Origin of the sequence: Nocardia sp. NBC_01327, assembly GCF_035958815.1 — a bacterium.
In the GTDB taxonomy this organism is placed as follows: Bacteria; Actinomycetota; Actinomycetes; order Mycobacteriales; family Mycobacteriaceae; genus Nocardia.
In genome coordinates this window covers 5,198,740-5,216,239 of sequence record NZ_CP108383.1, presented here as the reverse complement: position 1 = coordinate 5,216,239, position 17,500 = coordinate 5,198,740, and the positions used below count along the sequence as shown (strand labels likewise).

Genomic DNA, 17,500 nt, shown 5'->3' with positions numbered 1-17,500 from the left:
AACAGCATTCAGGCGGTGGCGTCATCCAGTGCTGGGGTGAACCACCATCCCAATGCCTCGTGCGTGGCTGAGAAGTTTTGATACAGCGGCGATTCCATGACCAGTGCGTAGGCGGCACCGGATCCGGACACAGCCATGGCAAGCGACCCGGCCGCGGTGAACGTCGCGGGTTCGGCTTCGCTCCATACCGCGGTGACGGTCGCGGCACCGACACCGGTGCCGTTGGCGGCCATCACGATGAACTCGGTTTCGCCCAGGGTGCCCGTGCCGGAGAACCCAGCTGACACAGTGACTTGGAAGGCGGCAGCGAGCGTGCCGACCGCGGCCGCGGCGGCCGCTTCGGTCGAGGACGGTTTGATGGTGACGGTGGTGGTGCCCACTGCGGCGAACGGCAAGGTCGGGGTGATGAACAGCTTGGTCGTGCTGGTGGCGGAGAAGTAGGCGGGGATGCTCACGATCGCTGTCAGCGCCCCGACGGTGCCCCACCCGCCGAACTGACCGGACAGCGCCGACAGGACACCCGTACCGGTGAACATGGCGGGGGCACCGATCAGGGCGGTGAGAGTGCCGGTGGCGTTGAACGGTGCTATCGGCGCAACCAGCGAACCGGCACCGGTGAACGAGGCTGCGACAGTGACGCTTCCTATCGCAGCGATAGTCGCACTCAAGGTGCCGGCACCGCTGGCGGATGCCGGTACGGCTTCGCTCGAGGCCACGAGCGCCGCCAACGTCCCGCCGCCGGTGAACGCGGCAACCAGGAACGGAGAGCCGACGCTGACGGTGGCTGTGGTGGTCCCGGTGCCGGCGAATGCCGCGACCAGCAGCGCACCGAACACGGCGGTCACGGTCAGAGCACCGCCACCGATCCCGGTGAACTCCGGCCGTTTCAGGGTGCCGACACCGGTCAACGCTGCCGTGACTACCGCCCCACCGGATCCGACCTTCGCGACTGCGGTCGCGGAACCGGCGGCGGTGAGCGCACCGGTCTGCGTGCATGTCCACGACAGGGTTTGGGAGGCCAGATATCCGGCGACGCCTTGCGTGTACGGGGTCAGCTGGGACGGGCTGTAGGGCAAAGCGACTGTGCCTGTGCCGGTGAAATTGGCGGCGGCGATCGGCTGAATGAACGGGATGGTGGAGGAGTCGATCAACGCCACCACCACGCCCGGCAGCGGGCTCGTGAACACCCCGATCGCCGGTTCAGTGGCGACCAGGGTAGGGGTGGTGGGCAACGGGGACGTCCACGTCGGCACGGTCAGACTCCCGTCGACACACTAGCGTGAGGGTGAAATACGTTGTCTGGCAGCCGATTTACGTAATAGAGAAGGTCGGGGTCACGATCAGCGAGCCCTGTGCGCCGAGGGTGGTGGAGGCGATAGCGACCTTGTCGATGAACGTGCCACCGGTCGCGGCGGTCCAGATCCCGGCATAGGTGTACGTGCCGGCGGCCAAGTTGATGGTGACCGCGCTGCCGGTGATCTGCGAGGACGCCGCGGTACCCCAAGTGGTTTGGATGCGCGCGTAGGCGGGGCTGCCGCCACTCGCTTCGTTCGCACCGGAGCTGCCGGGGTCGGCGGTGTGAATGGAGATGTAAGCGCCCTGCTGGGAGTAGGTGGTGCACAATGCGTTCTTGGTCGCGGTCACAGCGATAGCCATGGCAGGCTCCTATTCAGTTGGTATTCAGTTGTGCGGGAACGGATCAGGCGAATCGGTCAGAACTTCGGGCGCAGCACCACGCCGGTGAACCACGGGAAAGTCGTCACCGGAGTCGTCAGGAAGGTGACCGTGATCAGATAGCGGGTGTTCACCGGGATCAGGTCCGCGATCGTGTTCGCCACCGACCACGTCGCGGTCGTCGGCGTCACGGTCGCCGACCATGTGCCCAACGCCGCACCACCGGGGCTGGTGAGCACCAACTGCACGGTGGTGCCGGTCGGGAACACCCCGGTCCCCGACGGTGAGATCGTTTGCGAGAAGGTAGTTCCCGTGTAGAGCAGGATCGGGATCACGGTCGCTTCGAAGCCGAGGTAGCTCGGCAGAGTCGGCGCGGTCATTGCCGGGCGACCTTCGCGATTTCGCGCAGCAGATCATCGGACATCGTCAGCTTCGGCAACCGCTCGGCTTGCACGGCCTCGATGACCATCCGCAACACGCTCAGCGCTTCCCGGAACAACCCGTCCACTCGGTGCAGTTCGGTGAGGGTCTTTTCCTGCGCCGCCTCGACCCGGTCCAGCCGGGCAGTGACCTCCCCGAGTTCGACGCCGACCTTCTGCAGTGTGGCCAGGGCCATGTCGTTGATGCCTTTCGCCACGGCGATCTGCCCCTGCATCTGCTCCACCGGTGCGCGCTGCCGTGCCCGCAACCACATGAAGAACGACGAGAGACCGGTGCCGCCGAGGAAAGTCGCCGCCGACAAGGTGGCCGTTTCCAGGACGGGCACCTAAACGCCCGCTGCGGGAGCCGGGGCGGCGCCGGTGGGGTGCACGGCCGCGCCCACGGTGTCCACCAGGTCACCGGCCTCGCCCACCGCCTGCTCGATCGCAGGTTCGTTGCGCACGAACCAGATATTCGCGGTGCGCAGCGCCTCCAGCGCGGTCAGCACACCGCCAGCGGGCGCCCACACCGATACCGGTGCGTACTGGGCCAGCGCGGCGACCGACGCCAGCACCGCCAGTACACCGCCGATCGCGGACACCACCGCTTTCGCGTTGCGCGAGAACACGGTTCCCATCAGAACGCCGCCTTCACCTGGACAACGGGCGGCACGGGTACACGGGCCAGCAGGGTGGCGACGTCCGCGCGCAGCGCAGCGATCGCGTCCACCAGGGTCAGGTTCGCACCGGCGGTGTTGGTACCCAGCTGCGGCCACCCGGTCAAGCCCGGGCCGCGCAGTTGGGTTTCGATGTCAGCGACCCTCAGGGCAAGGTCGGCGGGGGTGCCGGGGTCAGGAACAGGGTTGGTCACGGTACCTCCAGGGTTGTCGATCGGTAAGCCGAGCAGCCCCGCGAGTTCGGTGCGGGAGCCGCGGAAAGCGTTGGCGTCCACCACATGTCCGGCTGCCTGCGCCGCATCGGTGAACTGCAAAATCTGGACTTGTGCGCCCCCGAACCCGCTCCACATCGGGGAGCCGTCACCCGGGTAGAGCGCCGCGGCGAATCCGGTGCCGCTGACATAGCTGGACTGGATCAGACCAGGCAATTGCGTCAGGTCCGGGTCGCCGATCTGGTCCCAGTACCAGCGCGGCTCGTAGGAGAGGTTCACGGTGCGCCCGAGCGCATTGACCGCGTTCACGAAACCCCAGTAGTTGGCTTCGTTTCCGCTGCCGGCCTCGAAATCGACCATCACCCCGCACCGGCCACCGTCGCCGAGGTGACGCAGGTACCAGGCCGCCTGGGTGTGCGGGTCGCCGTCCTCGAGGTAGTGGTACCCGGCGACCAGCAGACCGGCGTCGAGGGCGGCATCCCGATATCGGGGCCAGGTCGCGTCCGCGAACGAATCCCCTTGGGACACTTTGCAGAACACGAAGTCGAAGCCTTCGCTCCTGACCTGGCTCATGTCGATGCCAGCGCCGTTGTTGTTGCTGATGTCGATGCCGAAGAGGGTCATCGGGGCTCCTGCCTCAGCCGAGGACGAACCAGGGAATCCAGTTGCCGTCGGTCAGAGTCGATTGCGCGATATTCACGGGCGCGGGGTAGGACGTTGTGGCGTTGTAGTACTGGTAGATGTTTCGGGGATACACACCCGGTGGCTGGTCGGTGACCGCCTGATACAGGCAGGCCAGCGGCCTGCACGCGGTGCCGATGGAGGGTGCGTTCTGCTGGATGCCGACCGCGAATACGTCACCCTGATGTACCTGCAGGGTCGGCATCGAGAGCCGGAACTGGGTGCCTTGGAAAGTGATGGCCGCTTCGACGTCCCCCGAGGTCCACAGCCGGGTGAGGTTCCCCGTCGACGGGTCCATCCGGTAGACGTAGACCCAGAACATATTCGGCGCGTTGCCCCACGCCCCTGTGCCGGTGATCAGCCCGACCGTGGAATAGGTGCGGTCCCGTGTGGCTCTGATGAACCCCAGTTCCAGGACGTCGGTCGCCGGTGTGTAGATCGGTGCGGCATCCTCGACGGAACTCGACGAGGAGGTGACGTCGGTCCAATTGACCAACTGCGACAACGGGAATGTCGGGTCGTCGTCGCTGTTGATGTTGACCCACAGCGGGATATTCAACGGCGACTCGGTGTAGGTGGGCCTGTTGTTGACCTGGTTCTGTACCGGGCCGGTGCCCTGATTGACCAGGTTGCCGATGTTGGTGCCCGCGCTGTTGAACGCGTTCACCACATTTCCCGAGATGATCGACAACGCTGATGCCTGGGTCATGTTCGCCAGTGCCGCAATGTTGTTCGGGGAGTTGGGATCACCGACGTACGCGCCATCGGGTACTGCCCCATCCGGGGAGGTCATTGCACCTCCGCGTTTCCTGCGTGGCCATGACCTTCTCGCCGGGCACGGCCCACGATGGCGGTGTTCGGCTGGTGCTGCGGGGTGGCCAGATGCTTGAGCTCACCGTGCTCGATGAGCTGCCGCACCAGGTGTGTTCGCTCTTCGGGTGTGAACATCGTGATGTCGGGGGCGGTGATCCGCGGTGCCCGCGCGGTGCCTTTGTCGACCCAGCGGCCGGCGCCGTTGACCCAGTGGTGCGCGCCGCGGGCAGGCGGGTGATATTCGCGTTTCTGTTCGCTCGGCTCGTGCCGGATGCCCAGTTCCCACAGGTGTTGTGACCATTTGCGCAGGATTTTCGGGCTCAGCAGCATCGGCGCCCCGCGCGGTCCGGGGAGCCCGACCAACGCCCAGAGGAAGGCCTCTTCCGGGTTGGTCGGGTCGCAGCCCTCCTGAAGGGGGATGTGCATGTCTCACCTCTGTTCAGTTGTGGAATGCTTTTGCGCCCGAACGGGATTCAGATCACCGACAGGTCCGCGAGTCCGCCCATGACGGTCTGGACCATCTTCATTGCCTTACCGAAGGGGTCTTCGGTCTCCCTGCTGGTACCGATCGTTATTTTCCAGTCGGGAGCCGTCTTCACGTCCCAGGCCAGCTCGAGCTGGGAGACCTGGTCGACGAAGATCTCCCCCGCCGGCATGCCCTTCACCGTGGAGCCGACCCGGTCGCCGAGAAAGAAGTCCCCTTGCCCTTGATCTCCCACGAGGTAGGGGGCGCCATTGGCGACCACCAGGTCATGGGAGACGAACGACCGGGTCGCCCAGAGTGCCGCGACGATCGCGATCAAACTGTCGAGGGTGTAGGCGTTATCGGCGCCGGTCTGGAAATGCTCGTAGTAGTGCGACCAGCCCGCGGTGTACGCCCTGACCGGGTCCTTGGTGCTGACCCAGGCTGCGATCACGTCTGTGAACAGGGGCGATAGCACTGTGGCAGCGATGTTTCCGATGGAGGCACCGATACCGGTTCCGCCGGCCAGCACACCGACGCCGGTGGCTTGGATCGCTGCGCCTACCAGCTCACCGGCGAGCTCGATCGCTGCTTCGATGGCATCGTTCACGCCCGGGGTTGAGTGCCCTCCGCTCAACATTTGGACGTCGGTGAACGGGGTGATGACGAACTGCGAGGTTTGGATACCGGTGTGCTTTTCGGGCCGGTAGATCACCCACGGATCCGAGGGCAGTGTCCCGATCCATCCCGGGTTCTTGTACTCGGCGGGGTCGTTCGGATCCGGCAGGATGACACCCTGGTTGTCCAGGAAGTCGTTGATCAGGACTTCGCCGGTGTAGACGAGACCACTGAACGCGTTTCCGCCGGTGGAGGTGCCGGTGAAGAACCCCGATTTGTTGACGATGTCGACCACCAGGCAGCCGTTGCGCAGGTTCGCGCCCGGCCACGGCGGCGGATCTCCGGTCAACCAGCGCCGGGTGGTGACCATCAGCTGCGCGAAATCCAGTGTGGGAGCGGCTGCTTCGTGGAACATCTTCCAGCGGCTGATGAAGACGGTCCACAGCGAGTCGTCGGACAGGAAATCGGTGGGAGCCACCACGATCGGCCAGGTGCTCTGATCGAGGTCGAACCACTCGTTGATATCGAGCGGGTCGTCCGGCAGCGCCCACAGCGACGCTTCCAGGCGCAGCAGCTGCAAGAACAAGGCCAGCTTCAATGTCCAGACGCTGGGGCCGGCCAGGATGAAGTCCTTGGGGAACTGGAAGATAGCCGGTAGCAGCGGATTGCTCCACACACAGATGTGTTTGAGTTCCTCGTAGTCGTGCAGGAAGTCCAGTTCGACCACGGTGATGCCCTGGTCGTCGGTCTTCACGGTGGCCTTCGACATCCGCCCGCCCCAGCGGGCACCGTTCTTGTCGACGGTGATGTGCACGTTCTGCGGGTTGGAGGACATCGTGGACAAGGCCCACTTCGCCAGGTAGCTCTCCGGCGGGAGAACCAATTTCCCGGTACCGGTTTCGTTCAGCAGCCAGATGAAGTCCCCGCCGATCTCCTGGGTGCAGTTCCCGCGCAACACCCAGTTGCCGTCCCACAGGCGCACCAGCGGACGGGAGAAGCGTTGGATTTGCCGGTGCCGCTGAACAGCTTTCGCGTCGGCGTAGATCTTGGGCAGATCGAGAACGTTGGTCATTGCCCACCCCACGGACGCGACCAGTTGCGCGGTTGCACGCACATCACCGATGCGCCCGCGGGGGCGTAGGTCACCGATACCGGGACAGCGGTGGACTTGGTATAGGGCGGGACAGCGTATTCGAAGCTGACACCGCCCATAAGCGCCCACATCAGTGACCCGTCAGCGGCGACGATCATCTCCGCCATCGGGTCCGTGTCCACCGTCAGGTCTTGACCGGCACTGGTACGCGGGAGAGTGATCACCCGGTTCGCGTCGGTGCTCGCGCGCCCGTAAAAGTTGTTGCCCCAGGAGAAGTCGGGCAACGTCCACTGCGCCGGCGCCGAGCACACCCACTTGAGGTACATGGCCTGATCGGTGGGGTTCTCGATGAGGATCGTCCCGGACGTGATAGCCCCGCCGGTCGTGTCGATCGGCGCCACCCAGTTCTGAGTGGAGTCCTGCTCGACCCACCAGGGAATACCTGCGGTGCAGGTCATGGTGACCTGCGCCCAGAGCTTCAGGTGCGGATCATGGACCGAGGACATGGATGGTTGCTGCGACATCCGCAGCAGCAGGGACCGGGTGCCGGTCTCGGTGGTGATCGTGAGCGTCGAGTCCTGGTCGTACGCCCACGCCCTGCGCCACGCCGAATCCACCGACTGCCAGGACATTCCGGGCAGTTCGAAGATGTTGACCCCGAACACGACGTCGCGTTTGGGGATCTTGTACCCGGCGAAAGTACTGCCGATCTGGAACGCGGACTGGTTCCAGATCGTGGTGACCGGTGCGTCGTAGATCCCGCTGGGGTTGGTCCCCAACTCCACACCCTGCTGAGCTTGCCCGGGACCGGCCAGCGTCCACACGGAGTTGTCGACGCCGGTCAGCTGGATCATTGCGGGCGTCGCCAAAGTCGCCTCCTGTATTCAGTTGTGGGGGTTGCTTGTTCGGTAACCCACCTGCCCGGACCTGAGCAGGCGGGTTACCGCCAGCGGCTGGTGTAGGTAGCGGCGCGCTGCTGCTGATACAGCTGGGCGCGCTGGAATCCCTGCTCGACATCGGCGGCGTGGACGTTGATCGTGGTGCTGTTGTCCGGGCCGCCGCGCGAAACCCCTGCCCCGACCAAGCCTTTGGAGGGGATCACCTGCCGCAGCTGCAAAGCCTGCGACCCGGCGGCATCGGTATTGATCGCATGCAGCAGCGACCGATGCCGGTCCGCGGCATTGGCGTTGACCACGAACTCCCCGTTGGAGAGCATCGCCGGGATCATGTCGCCGATGCTGGACCCGTCTCCGGATACGTCTCCGCCGGAGGCGTACCAGTGCGGTGACCTCGAATTCCAGGCCGCCAATGCCTTCACCGGATCCCCGTACCGCTGCTGGATGTACTTGTCGCCGTACACCGCCTGCACCTTCGGATCGGACGACTTGTACCCGCCGACATCAGCCCAGGTCGTGGACAGGAACTGATACAGCCCGAACGCATCCGACGCCGGTTCGGCGGATGCGTCCGGATTCCAGGAGGATTCGTTCCCGATCAGCTGATACAGCGCCGCCCATTGCGCCCCGGTGGACCACCCGTACAAGGCTGCCGCGCCCTTGACCGCGGAGAAGACCGACGGGTCGACCGACCACGCCCCGCTGCTGTGGGCGTCGTGGTTCAACGCCGGATCGTTGTTCGGCGAGGATTGCTGGTGCGCGTCGCGATTGGGTGCCGGAGCCGTAGTGGCACCGGAGTTCCCACCACCACCGGTAGTGCTGGTGGTGGCATCCGGTGCGGGAGCAGCACTGTCGGTCGTCGTGGTGTCGGGGGTGTTCGACTGCGTACTCCGGGCGAGCGCGGCTTGGGCGTTTTTCAGATCGGTTTGCTGCTGCAGCGATTGCTGGCTGATCAGGAGTGTGTTGTAGGCGTAGGCGCCCTTGACCCACCCCGGGACATTGTCGAGACTGCTGCCACCGACCACGTTGAGCGCACTCGATACCTGACCGGAGACGAACTTGCCCGCGGCTTTGGAAAACCCCCCGAGCGCGTGGTACGCGGCCCCGAGAAGTCCACCGGACGCGCCTTCCGACGCGAGCTGGTCGGTGCCCTTCGACGGCGGTGCGGCCGTCGTGTTCGGCGGGGTGATCGCCGCGGCGGCGGTCCCGTCGCCCGCGCCGGTTCCGGTCGCGGGCGTCTGATCCGCTGGTGCTGCTGTCCCCGTTCCTGTTCCTGTTCCTGTTCCGGAGTCGGTCAATCCGACCAGGAACTTCTTGAGCCAATCTTGTTGATCGGCAGGGGCATCCGATGTCGCCTGCGTCAGCTGGGTTTTGAATGCGTCCATCGGACCCTTGGGGGCGTCGCCGGTCAGTGGCGGGAACAACGTCCCGAACTGGGCCAGACTCTCGATGCCCTTGGTGGTGTTGTCTCCCGCCCAATCCGACCAGGTGCTGGGCTTGTACCCGGTCAGGGCCGACTCCCCCGCCGTTTGGTCTGTCGTGCTGCCCAGGGCGGCCACGTCCGGGTCGGGGGCCGAACCACCGTTGCCTGTCGTGTCGGTGGCGTCGGCGACGTAGGCCGGGTTGAACGCCTGCGGATTCACATGCGCCACCACCGTGAACTGCGGATCGAACGGAGACGTGGCGCGGGTGCCGATCCGTGCGTCCTCACCGGGCTGGCGCTCCTCGAAATTGGTGCCGAGGATCGAGGCCGCCATATGGGTGGCATTCGCGCCGATGACGAACGGATCAGTTTTGGAGGCGCCCGCGATGAGCTGCGGCCACGTCCCGGCCACCACATCACCGGTGACACCGATACGTTTGGTGGGGTTCGCGATACCGGTCGCGACCTGCTGCAGCAATCCCACATACCCGGAGCAGTCCGCCCCGTCCACACCGCTGTAACCCCACACGTACGGGATGTTCGGGTGGTTGATGCCCCAGGTTTGTGCCTTGACCGGGCCGCCGGTCGCGAACTTACGGATGCCTTTCGAGGCGACCTTCGCGATGACGCTCTTCGGGTTTCCGGCGAGCTGGCGCGGTATGAACGCCACATTGCGCAGGCTGCTCAACGCCGAGACCGCGCCGCCGCCGGCGAAACCCTGAGCCCCGTAGTTGATGGAGTCCAGCAGTGGGCGGTGGTTGGCGGCCGCCTTGGCGTTGATCACGTACTCGCCGTCCGAGAGCATCGCCGGGATGCTGTCGGAGGTGCCGGTTCCCGGCCCGCTGATCGGGCCGCCGGTAGCGTGGCCGAGATCGGTGATGACGTTGAGACCGAGCATGCCGGTGATCCCGTGCAGGATGCTGTCGGTCAGGTCGCCCTTCTTCGACCCGGTCAGCTTCCGCACGAAATCGTCGAACTTGGTGACGACCTTGTCGATCGCGGTCCACACGTCCATGAATGCGCCCGCGATGGCGGCGATGGGGCCGAGCACGTCTCCACTGGCCTTGATCAGGCCGGGGAGGTGGTCGATCAGCTTGCCGATCTGCTCGACGAGCGGTTGCGCTGTGTGCCACCAGTTCTCGAACTTGGGCACCATTTTTTCGATCCACGGGATCAGCTCGATCACGTACCCGATCAGCAGTGGCAGCACAGTGGCCATCAAATGGCCCAGCGGTTCCATAAGCGGCCCGACAGCCTTGAACAGATCGATGAAACCGTCAGCCAATGTTTTGATGGTGCCGGTGCCGCCGCCCTTGTCGAATCCCTTCATGAATGCCATGAAATCGTCGGCGAGTGCACTCACCAGCGGACCGATATCGGGAGCCAACTCGACGAAAATGTGAGACAGCTCCTGGAAAACCTGCGACAGTGAATCCATCATGTTCGAGTCGGTGACCGTTTTCGCGAACGCAATGAAATCGTCGGTCAGCGACGGCAGAATATCGACGAGGGCCTGACCGAAGGACTTCGCCAGATCACCGAGCGGACCAGCGATCTTGGTGATACTCGTACTGAGCTGCGTCATCAACGGCCCGACAATGGGTGACGTTTTCGCACCGAGCGTCATGAACAGGTCGACGACGCTCACGATGACGGGGGCGATACCCTTCGCGAAATCCTCGACGCCTTTGAGGAACGCATCCCAGGTGCCGTCCCTTTGCATTTGGGTGAACAATTGGTCCACACCACTGAGCGCGTCCCGCAATCCGGTGTTGAGGGCATGGGCGATACCGGTGGTCGCTTCGGCGATCGCGATGCCTTGATCGTCGGAGAACTTCTTTATCGACGCCCCGAGATTCTCGAACAGCTGATCCTGGACGGCCCGCTGCAAATCCCGCATATCCGGTGCCATAGCACCGAGGGTTTTGACGAAGTCTTGGGCGTTAGGCGACAGCTTCGACAGCGCCACGTTGTAGTCGTCGATCGGTGTCGGATTCAGCGCTTGCGCCATCGCCAACCCCGCCAACTGCACCTGCACCGCGGCGGCGGCGATCTGCTCGGAGGCCGCGGTGATCTGGTGACCGGCATCGACCTGCGCGTGTACGGCCTGCTCCACCCCGAGGCTGGCCTGCTGCACACCTTGCGTGGCCTGCAGCACCGGGGTGGAATCGTTCACACCACGCTGATTGGCAATCGACGCATCCACCGACGCGTCGGAGGTTTTGTTCTTCGACTCCGCATAGCGCTGCTTGGTGTAGTCGACATTCCACAGCGCGCGCTGACGGTCGATCGCTGTCGAATCAGGTGAGAGCTCCGTTTGCAACAAGCTGGTGCGCGCCTCGGCCACCGCCAGCGCCGCGCCCTCCTGATTGAGCTTCGCGTCTTGCAGGGCGGTGTTCATGTCGCGGACGTTCCGGGCGGATTCCCGGTAGGCGTCGTTGAGGCTGCGCTGCGCCAGGACAGCGGACTCCTGCGCCATCGTCAACTGCTCCTGCGCCGCCTTCGCACCGAACAGGGCATCCTCCACACCCCACTGGGAGTGCTCGACACCCTCACCGGCAGAGACCTGCCCTTGCTGGGCGGAGATCACCGAAGACTGCTGTGCGCGTTGCGCATTCGGGTCGATCTGCCACTCGTGCACCGCGTCCTGGGCCTGCAGTGCGCCCCCGACGTTGTGCGCACCGAACATCCCGGTCAGACCGGCCGCACCCGCATCGGCGAGCAACCCACCGGCGAAGGCGATTCCGCCGATCTTCAGCGCGACCTCGGAGACCTTCATCGAGAACTCGACCGCCGCGCCGAGCGCAGTCTTCAGACCCTCCCCGAATCCGACGAGCACGACACCGATGGGACCGGCGGCCGCGCTCAGCGCATCGAGACCAGTGGCCGCGCCTTCCGCGGCACCGGCGGCACCGGCCTCCGCGCCTCCCGCACCGCCGCCCGAGCCGCGCAACATCGAGGTCCACGAGGAGTGCCCGCCAAGGTTCGGGGCCGCCCCGAGCAAGCTCCCGAAGCTGACATCACTGCCCAGCGCCTTGAAGAAGGCGGTGAGACCGTTGAGACCGTTAGCGTTTTTGTCGACCCCGACCGACCGCAGATCCTTCTCCGCATCGCTGCGGAAATTGCCGACCGACTCCGCGGCCGCACGCCGATGCTCCGCGGCGGCCGCCGGATCCTCAGGCAGCGGGGACCCGACAATGCCGGCGATCCCGGAACCAGCCTGGCGGATGCTGCGCCGCACCTGCTCACCCTCAGCGGTGAGCGGAATCCGGCGCTCGACATCGTCCTGCATGCGCGCAAGCCGAGCAAGCAGATCCTTTTGAACCACATCAGGTTTGGATGCGGAGCGATCATCGCTGCCGGTGTCGGCGGTGCTTCCGCGCGGGGGGCGTGTCAGCCCCGCATCACGCGCCCACGCCGCGACCGTGGCCGCCGCAGGCCCGTTCTCGAACCCGCTTGCGGCCGACCGGCTCGCCGCCGCCTGCGACATTCCTTGCGCGTAGGCCTGCCGCATCAATTCCAGCGCGGCCGCTTTGGTGTCCTCACCGTACGGAGACCCTGCGGCGCGGTTCTGGTGCGAGCCGTTGAGCAGCAGTTGTTGCGCTGCGTCGGGGGCGTTCCTCGCGGCGCCGGCCAGCAGCTGCTGGGACGCGACTTCCGGTTCCTGCTGCGCTGCCGCGTTCAGCACACGGCGTGCCGCGTCGGCTTGCGACTGATGCATCGCCGCCATGCCCGGCGCGAACCCCTGCCCCTGGCCACCACGCTGCCCGGCGGGGTTGACGTTCATGGTGATCGGTTCCGCGGCACGCCGGCGCAGGTCCTCGAGTTGCCCGTCGGCGGCGGCGGTGTTGAGCACCACCGGGATCTCGTAGATCGGGACCACCGAGAAGAACTCACGCAGCTGTGCGTCAGCCTTGTCGGTTTTCAGCTCGGCCTCGATCGGGACCGGGGCCAGGCCTTCACCGAAGGGCTTGCCGGACATGATCGGCTCGACCTGCACCTTCAAGGTGTGACCGAGGTCCGACCAGCCCTTGTCGAGGTCCTTCGCGAACTGCTCGAGATCTGCGGTGATCGAGATCGGGAGCGGTTTGATCAACGCGAGCTTGGCGGCAAGGTCTGCCTCGAACCCCTCAGCCAGCGCTGCCTCAATGGCCAAATAGGCAGTGCCCGCTGAGTAGCTGTCGGATTCGGCCATGACGCGGCTCACCACCTCTATTAAGTTGTGTCACACAAGGATTCGCAGGGCGGTGCGCGCGACGCAGTGAACAGCTCTGCGCTACAGGACGATTCGCCGCACCCGCAGTGCTGTTTCAGTGCTCCGGTCGGCGCGTCGGGCGCGTCGCCCGGCGCGCCTGTGGAGATGTTTCCGGAATCCGCCCGCTCCCCTGGTGCGCTATGCGTACCGGCGTTACCGTGTGCCGCAACGCGGCCTGTGGGGGCTGCTATGGCTTGAGGGAACTTGAATGTCGATTCGTATGTGCGCCGCCGCAGCTCTGGCCGGCGCGGTGGTTTCCGTTTCCGGCGGCGCGGTGGCCTCTGCCGCCCCGGTCGCCGATGGCCGCACCGCGTGCGGCACTTTCAATCGGTCGTTGGCGCAGGCAGAGCAGACTCAGATCAACGACGCGTACGCGGTGCGAAATACGCACCAGCACTATCTCGACACTCTGTTGCCCAGCAACAATTACTCGATGCAGGACAGCAGCGACGCGAACGTGCGATGGGCGTACGCCACCGACGCCTATCGGCAATCAAAGGTAGACACTGCGCAGGCGCTGGCCGCCGCCAACCAGGCTGACTGCCCGGCCGGCGGCCAGAACTCCTAGATCAGCCGATGTGGACTTCGACCTCGACACCCACGGGAACAGCGAGGCCGGTGCCGTTCTGCACCAGCTGCACGTCCACCACATCACCGGCGGACAGCAGCGGCTGGGTGGGGACGGTGAGTGTGAACGGGGTTTCGGCGGCGAGATTGGTGCCGAGCGCGAAGGTTTGGGTAGCGATCGTGGACAGCGCAGTGCCCGCGCGCACCTGCCGCACATTCACCGTGAAGTTGTTGGTCGCCACACCGGTAACCGCCGACGGTGCGACGATCACGACAGCGCCGATGGTGTCGGGGTTGTAGGCTTCCATTTCGTAGGTACCGGCAACGGTCACAGAGGTACCGCCGCCTGCGGACTGGGCGGGAAGAACGGCCTTGAGGATCATGAGGTTCCCTCTCGAGGTTCACCCCGGAGCCGGGGTGGTGAATTGGTCGATCAATGTCTGTATGGACTGCATGCGCCGCAGTTCGCGCGCCTCGTCCAACGCGGTCGCCGGTCGCGGCATCGGTGACATGCGCGGCGGATCCACACCGGCCGCGGCAATAACCGCGGCTTGCACACCCTGCAAGGCGTCGATCACCGACAGCAGCAGGTAGGTGTCGATCGTGTACCCCTCGGGTGTGGATGAGGGTTCATCGTCGTCCTCGATTTCGACGAGCCTTGCCGCGAGATCCGGGTCCATCGCGAGGGCGGCTTTGTAGTGGGAGCCGCGCGGCAGCCGGTCTTTGAACGCCCAGATCGTGCGCCAGTCCCGGTCCCGATAGTTCGGTGGCCCGAAGCATTCCCGGACGTCGATGCCACGCTCGAGCAGGTCGTAGTCGAGTGCGGCACCGTAGCGGTCCCAGAACGCTACGAGCCCTCCGATCCCCCCGGCAGCTCCGCGGCGCCCTGGCCGAAGAAGTGCGCGCGCAGGTCGGTCTGGAACGCCGCCCATTCATCGAGCGGCCGGTCCTCGTACAGCTCTTCGACAGCGGCGACATGGCCCCCGAGCAGGATCGCCAACTGTTCGTCATAGTCGTCGGTTTGCGAGATCCGTCTGATTTGCCCGCGAGTGGGCATCGAGATCTCGATGTCGGCGGTGAGCCGGTACGGGCCGCGCCGCTTGCCCGCGAGTTCCTGCTGCAGGTCGTAGAAACGCCCCTGTGGCACTTCGGATACTTCGTCGGTCTTCTTACGTGGGGGCATGGATTCTCCGGTTGAGGGTGAGTGGAATGCGCAGCGCGCCGCCCACTCCTAGGTGAGGGACTTCGGGATTTCTGCGGGCTTGGGGACTTCGGGCTTCACGACTGCCGCAGCCGTGAACGCCGGCGCGGGCGCGGGCGCGGGAGCCGCAGGTACGGGAGCAGGTTTGCGGCTGTGGCCGAGCTCGTAGACCGCGGTCACGTAGGCGGACGCGTTGGCCGCCTCGTATTCGCGGCCGTCGGTAGCGAGCATCGTGACCGGGTATTCGGTCGGGATCGACATGATTTTTCCGCTCTTCTCCGGTGGTTGAGCCGTGAGCGGGCGGGCGCGACCGGAGACACACACCCGCACCGCCCACGAACTTCCTAGGTGACGGTGACCGTGCAGGTCGAGGTGACCGGCGAACCACCGGCGGGGGTGAACGTCGCGGTGACAACGGTCGAACCGGCCGCGACGGCGGTGACCAGACCCGACCCGCTCACGGTGGCGTTTCCGGGAGTCCCGGAGACGTAGGTGACACCGGTGGTGAGCGTGCCACCGAGCTGATCGGTCACGGCCAGCTGCTGGGTGCCGGCCGGTGAATGCACCAGGCTCGCGGTGGCCGGGGTGACGGTGATCGAGGTGACCGTGTACCCGATACCGGTCGACACGAGCAGGTTCTTCCAGCCCAGCCCCGCGAATCCGTGCGCTACGGCATATCCGGCGCTGTCGTCCTTGAAGCAGGTCAGGGTGAGCTTCTGGCTCAGTGTGGTGGTCGGGGTCCACTGCTCGCCACCGTATTTGGTGACCGCGACCTTCGGCATCACCTTGTACACGTAGATCGGGGCGGCGTCGTTGCCGTCCTTGCCGATGATGATGCACGAGTAGTACTGGATCTGCGGGTACAGCGGCTGAGCGAAGAAGAACTCACCGGACGCGCCGTTGGCCAGTGCCGCAGACAGATTGGCGTTGTTGGTCAGCTGCAGGGTCGCGAGCCGGGTTTCCTGCGGTTCGAACTCGATCGTGGTGATATCGCTGGTCACATCGTCGCGGGTCGGTTCCAGCTCACCGTAGGACTCGATCGGGTCGTCGGTGATATTGCGGGCGAACGCGATACCGGTCTTCTTGTCGATGAACCCCACGGACTGGAAAGGCGCCGGTAGCGGCTGCAGTGCGGAACTCGAGTCGGTGAACGCCGTGGGTGCTGCCGTGTACCAGGGGGCCAGGAACACTGCGGCGTCGAGGGGCTTGAGCAGCAGGCTCGTCTTGGCGGCCTTCAACGCGGTCAGGGTGGTCGCAGTCATGCGATGCCTCTATTCGATTGTGTGGATTCAGTTGTGTGCTAAGGGAATTGGCGGCGTGCCATCATCCGGAATGCCACCTCGACGGACCTGTTCAAGGGGTCGAGGTCACCGATCTCGAGTTGCCCGGTGATCTCCTCGCACCAATCCACCAGCACACCGGCATTGCCGGTGCCCGGGCAGGCCAGGACCGCCTCACGCACTTGCCGCGCCAAACGCCACGAATCGGAACGCTTGTGCGACAACGCGACCACCCGCATGTTCGCGGTGTCGGTGACAGCGTTGAAGTCCAGGCCGCCGCCATCGCGGCGCACCAACAGCAAAGGCAGCGCCGCCTGCAACAAGTCATCCGAAGGCGGCAGGACCTGGCAGGTGTAGGTGATCGGGGTGAGCAGGTCGACCAGGACCCGTTCGAAGTCGGGGAACTCCCCCGGCTCCGGATACGGCTCCCCGGTCACCACAGTGAGCGCACCGGCCCCGGCAGCGGGAGCACTCAGGTAGACGGTGTCGTCAGCGAGGGAACCCTCGCCGGAGAACCAGGCCGCGGTGCCGTTGGTGAGGGTCCCGGTCCCGGAAAACGCGGCGTTCACGACTTCTCGATCGTCGGAATCGACCGGCGCAGAACCCATTCCGGTGCGCGCGGACCGGCTCTGCTGCTGCCGATTTCACGCCATTTCGCGTAGTAGCCGGAGCAGTAGATGATCGCCTGCAACTCCCCGGAGCCGCTGGACCCGTCCAGCACCTCCACATGGGCGGCGTTGTACCCGGTATCGACCACCGAATGTGACCGCCAATAGTCCGCTCCCGCTCGGGCTTTGCGACGCAGGATGGTGCGCACATGCTCGGAAGTGCGCGGTACTTCCCTGAAATCGTTTCCAGCGGGGTCGTAACGCATCAGCTCACCCTCTCGACCTGGAAATGCGTGAAAGGGCTCCAGCCCGTGAAGGGATTGCGCGGGGTGTTCGGGATCGAGGTCACCTTGACCCACAGCCCGTTGGGCAACTGCAGCCAATCGGATTTGAGGACATCGGAAGTGGCGGGGGCACGAATATCGACGTAGGCGTGTGCCCGGCTGTCAGCGGCGCCGCGCACCGGCCGAGAAGCCATATACGGGATGTCACACGGGCCGATCTCATGGTCGAGGACCCGCTCACCATCACCGAAAGGGTCGTAGGTCGGGGCGCGCACCACCGCAAGCATGGAGCCGGCCGGGAACTCCAGCGCCAGTGAGGTTGTCGTCATGGCCGCC

Annotated in this window: 20 protein-coding genes; 1 reads left to right on the top strand and 19 read right to left on the bottom strand. The window is 65.3% G+C overall.

Going from position 1 to position 17,500, the window contains the following annotated elements; translation table 11 throughout:
• Positions 1-8: 8 nt before the first annotated feature.
• The 11 genes from OG326_RS23905 to OG326_RS23855 all read right to left on the bottom strand — a co-directional run bounded on the left by OG326_RS23905 (position 9) and on the right by OG326_RS23855 (position 13,164).
• Complete coding sequence (locus OG326_RS23905; protein ID WP_327139346.1) at positions 9-1,232, bottom strand: hypothetical protein; 1,224 nt, start codon at positions 1,230-1,232, stop codon at positions 9-11.
• Between the two features lie 79 nt (positions 1,233-1,311).
• Complete coding sequence (locus OG326_RS23900; protein WP_327139345.1) at positions 1,312-1,656, bottom strand: phage tail fiber protein; 345 nt, start codon at positions 1,654-1,656, stop codon at positions 1,312-1,314.
• A 56-nt stretch (positions 1,657-1,712) separates the two neighbouring features.
• Positions 1,713-2,054, bottom strand: coding sequence for an LtfC-like domain-containing protein (locus OG326_RS23895; protein ID WP_327139344.1), 342 nt, complete (start codon positions 2,052-2,054; stop codon positions 1,713-1,715).
• Positions 2,051-2,440 (bottom strand): hypothetical protein, encoded by a 390-nt coding sequence (locus OG326_RS23890; RefSeq protein ID WP_327139343.1) that lies wholly within the window; start codon positions 2,438-2,440, stop codon positions 2,051-2,053. The genes OG326_RS23895 and OG326_RS23890 overlap by 4 nt, the downstream gene beginning before the upstream one ends.
• Positions 2,441-2,731: a hypothetical protein gene (locus OG326_RS23885; RefSeq protein ID WP_327139342.1), complete on the bottom strand. Its 291-nt coding sequence runs from the start codon at positions 2,729-2,731 to the stop codon at positions 2,441-2,443. It lies immediately after the preceding gene.
• Complete coding sequence (locus OG326_RS23880) at positions 2,731-3,606, bottom strand: glycoside hydrolase family 25 protein (RefSeq protein ID WP_327139341.1); 876 nt, start codon at positions 3,604-3,606, stop codon at positions 2,731-2,733. The genes OG326_RS23885 and OG326_RS23880 overlap by 1 nt, the downstream gene beginning before the upstream one ends.
• 13 nt (positions 3,607-3,619) lie before the next feature.
• On the bottom strand, positions 3,620-4,456 hold the full coding sequence (locus OG326_RS23875) for a hypothetical protein (RefSeq protein ID WP_327139340.1): 837 nt from the start codon (positions 4,454-4,456) through the stop codon (positions 3,620-3,622).
• A complete protein-coding gene (locus tag OG326_RS23870; protein WP_327139339.1) occupies positions 4,453-4,902 on the bottom strand; it encodes a phage gene 29 protein family protein in 450 nt (149 codons plus the stop codon). The genes OG326_RS23875 and OG326_RS23870 overlap by 4 nt, the downstream gene beginning before the upstream one ends.
• A 47-nt stretch (positions 4,903-4,949) precedes the next feature.
• Complete coding sequence (locus tag OG326_RS23865; RefSeq protein ID WP_327139338.1) at positions 4,950-6,629, bottom strand: Gp37-like protein; 1,680 nt, start codon at positions 6,627-6,629, stop codon at positions 4,950-4,952.
• Positions 6,626-7,519, bottom strand: a complete 894-nt coding sequence (locus OG326_RS23860; RefSeq protein ID WP_327139337.1) for a phage tail protein — start codon at positions 7,517-7,519, stop codon at positions 6,626-6,628. The genes OG326_RS23865 and OG326_RS23860 overlap by 4 nt, the downstream gene beginning before the upstream one ends.
• Positions 7,520-7,590: 71 nt before the next feature.
• Entirely contained in the window at positions 7,591-13,164 is a 5,574-nt protein-coding gene (locus OG326_RS23855) for a transglycosylase SLT domain-containing protein (protein ID WP_327139336.1), read from the bottom strand.
• Between the two features lie 268 nt (positions 13,165-13,432).
• Here OG326_RS23855 and OG326_RS23850 point away from each other — a divergent pair, with 268 nt between their 5' ends.
• Positions 13,433-13,792 carry a hypothetical protein gene (locus tag OG326_RS23850; RefSeq protein WP_327139335.1) on the top strand — a complete coding sequence of 120 codons (360 nt, stop codon included), beginning with the start codon at positions 13,433-13,435 and terminating at the stop codon, positions 13,790-13,792.
• 1 nt (position 13,793) lies between these two features.
• On the opposite strand, the gene OG326_RS23845 is transcribed toward OG326_RS23850, so the two are convergent.
• From OG326_RS23845 to OG326_RS23810, 8 genes are all read right to left on the bottom strand, one after another.
• Positions 13,794-14,174, bottom strand: a complete 381-nt coding sequence (locus tag OG326_RS23845; RefSeq protein WP_327139334.1) for a hypothetical protein — start codon at positions 14,172-14,174, stop codon at positions 13,794-13,796.
• An 18-nt stretch (positions 14,175-14,192) separates the two neighbouring features.
• Positions 14,193-14,471, bottom strand: coding sequence for a hypothetical protein (locus OG326_RS23840; RefSeq protein WP_327139333.1), 279 nt, complete (start codon positions 14,469-14,471; stop codon positions 14,193-14,195).
• 167 nt (positions 14,472-14,638) lie between these two features.
• On the bottom strand, positions 14,639-14,974 hold the full coding sequence (locus OG326_RS23835) for a hypothetical protein (protein WP_327139332.1): 336 nt from the start codon (positions 14,972-14,974) through the stop codon (positions 14,639-14,641).
• Positions 14,975-15,022: 48 nt separating this feature from the next.
• Positions 15,023-15,253 (bottom strand): hypothetical protein, encoded by a 231-nt coding sequence (locus OG326_RS23830; RefSeq protein WP_327139331.1) that lies wholly within the window; start codon positions 15,251-15,253, stop codon positions 15,023-15,025.
• 83 nt (positions 15,254-15,336) lie between these two features.
• Positions 15,337-16,254: an Ig-like domain-containing protein gene (locus OG326_RS23825; RefSeq protein WP_327139330.1), complete on the bottom strand. Its 918-nt coding sequence runs from the start codon at positions 16,252-16,254 to the stop codon at positions 15,337-15,339.
• A 38-nt stretch (positions 16,255-16,292) separates the two neighbouring features.
• Complete coding sequence (locus OG326_RS23820) at positions 16,293-16,709, bottom strand: phage tail termination protein (protein WP_442791047.1); 417 nt, start codon at positions 16,707-16,709, stop codon at positions 16,293-16,295.
• 128 nt (positions 16,710-16,837) lie between these two features.
• Positions 16,838-17,146 carry a hypothetical protein gene (locus OG326_RS23815; protein WP_327139328.1) on the bottom strand — a complete coding sequence of 103 codons (309 nt, stop codon included), beginning with the start codon at positions 17,144-17,146 and terminating at the stop codon, positions 16,838-16,840.
• Positions 17,146-17,493 (bottom strand): hypothetical protein, encoded by a 348-nt coding sequence (locus tag OG326_RS23810; protein ID WP_327139327.1) that lies wholly within the window; start codon positions 17,491-17,493, stop codon positions 17,146-17,148. Before OG326_RS23810 ends, OG326_RS23815 begins: the two co-directional genes overlap by 1 nt.
• Positions 17,494-17,500: the final 7 nt, after the last annotated feature.

What these genes read in the sequence shown, in the direction of transcription:
- OG326_RS23900 (WP_327139345.1), bottom strand. Translation starts at nt 1,656, where the DNA reads ATGGCTATCGCTGTGACCGCGACCAAGAACGCATTGTGCACCACCTAC.
- OG326_RS23895 (WP_327139344.1), bottom strand. Translation starts at nt 2,054, where the DNA reads ATGACCGCGCCGACTCTGCCGAGCTACCTCGGCTTCGAAGCGACCGTG.
- OG326_RS23885 (WP_327139342.1), bottom strand. Translation starts at nt 2,731, where the DNA reads ATGGGAACCGTGTTCTCGCGCAACGCGAAAGCGGTGGTGTCCGCGATC.
- OG326_RS23880 (WP_327139341.1), bottom strand. Translation starts at nt 3,606, where the DNA reads ATGACCCTCTTCGGCATCGACATCAGCAACAACAACGGCGCTGGCATC.
- OG326_RS23875 (WP_327139340.1), bottom strand. Translation starts at nt 4,456, where the DNA reads ATGACCTCCCCGGATGGGGCAGTACCCGATGGCGCGTACGTCGGTGAT.
- OG326_RS23870 (WP_327139339.1), bottom strand. Translation starts at nt 4,902, where the DNA reads ATGCACATCCCCCTTCAGGAGGGCTGCGACCCGACCAACCCGGAAGAG.
- OG326_RS23865 (WP_327139338.1), bottom strand. Translation starts at nt 6,629, where the DNA reads ATGACCAACGTTCTCGATCTGCCCAAGATCTACGCCGACGCGAAAGCT.
- OG326_RS23855 (WP_327139336.1), bottom strand. Translation starts at nt 13,164, where the DNA reads ATGGCCGAATCCGACAGCTACTCAGCGGGCACTGCCTATTTGGCCATT.
- OG326_RS23850 (WP_327139335.1), top strand. Translation starts at nt 13,433, where the DNA reads ATGTCGATTCGTATGTGCGCCGCCGCAGCTCTGGCCGGCGCGGTGGTT.
- OG326_RS23845 (WP_327139334.1), bottom strand. Translation starts at nt 14,174, where the DNA reads ATGATCCTCAAGGCCGTTCTTCCCGCCCAGTCCGCAGGCGGCGGTACC.
- OG326_RS23840 (WP_327139333.1), bottom strand. Translation starts at nt 14,471, where the DNA reads ATGGACCCGGATCTCGCGGCAAGGCTCGTCGAAATCGAGGACGACGAT.
- OG326_RS23835 (WP_327139332.1), bottom strand. Translation starts at nt 14,974, where the DNA reads ATGCCCCCACGTAAGAAGACCGACGAAGTATCCGAAGTGCCACAGGGG.
- OG326_RS23830 (WP_327139331.1), bottom strand. Translation starts at nt 15,253, where the DNA reads ATGTCGATCCCGACCGAATACCCGGTCACGATGCTCGCTACCGACGGC.
- OG326_RS23825 (WP_327139330.1), bottom strand. Translation starts at nt 16,254, where the DNA reads ATGACTGCGACCACCCTGACCGCGTTGAAGGCCGCCAAGACGAGCCTG.
- OG326_RS23815 (WP_327139328.1), bottom strand. Translation starts at nt 17,146, where the DNA reads ATGCGTTACGACCCCGCTGGAAACGATTTCAGGGAAGTACCGCGCACT.
- OG326_RS23810 (WP_327139327.1), bottom strand. Translation starts at nt 17,493, where the DNA reads ATGACGACAACCTCACTGGCGCTGGAGTTCCCGGCCGGCTCCATGCTT.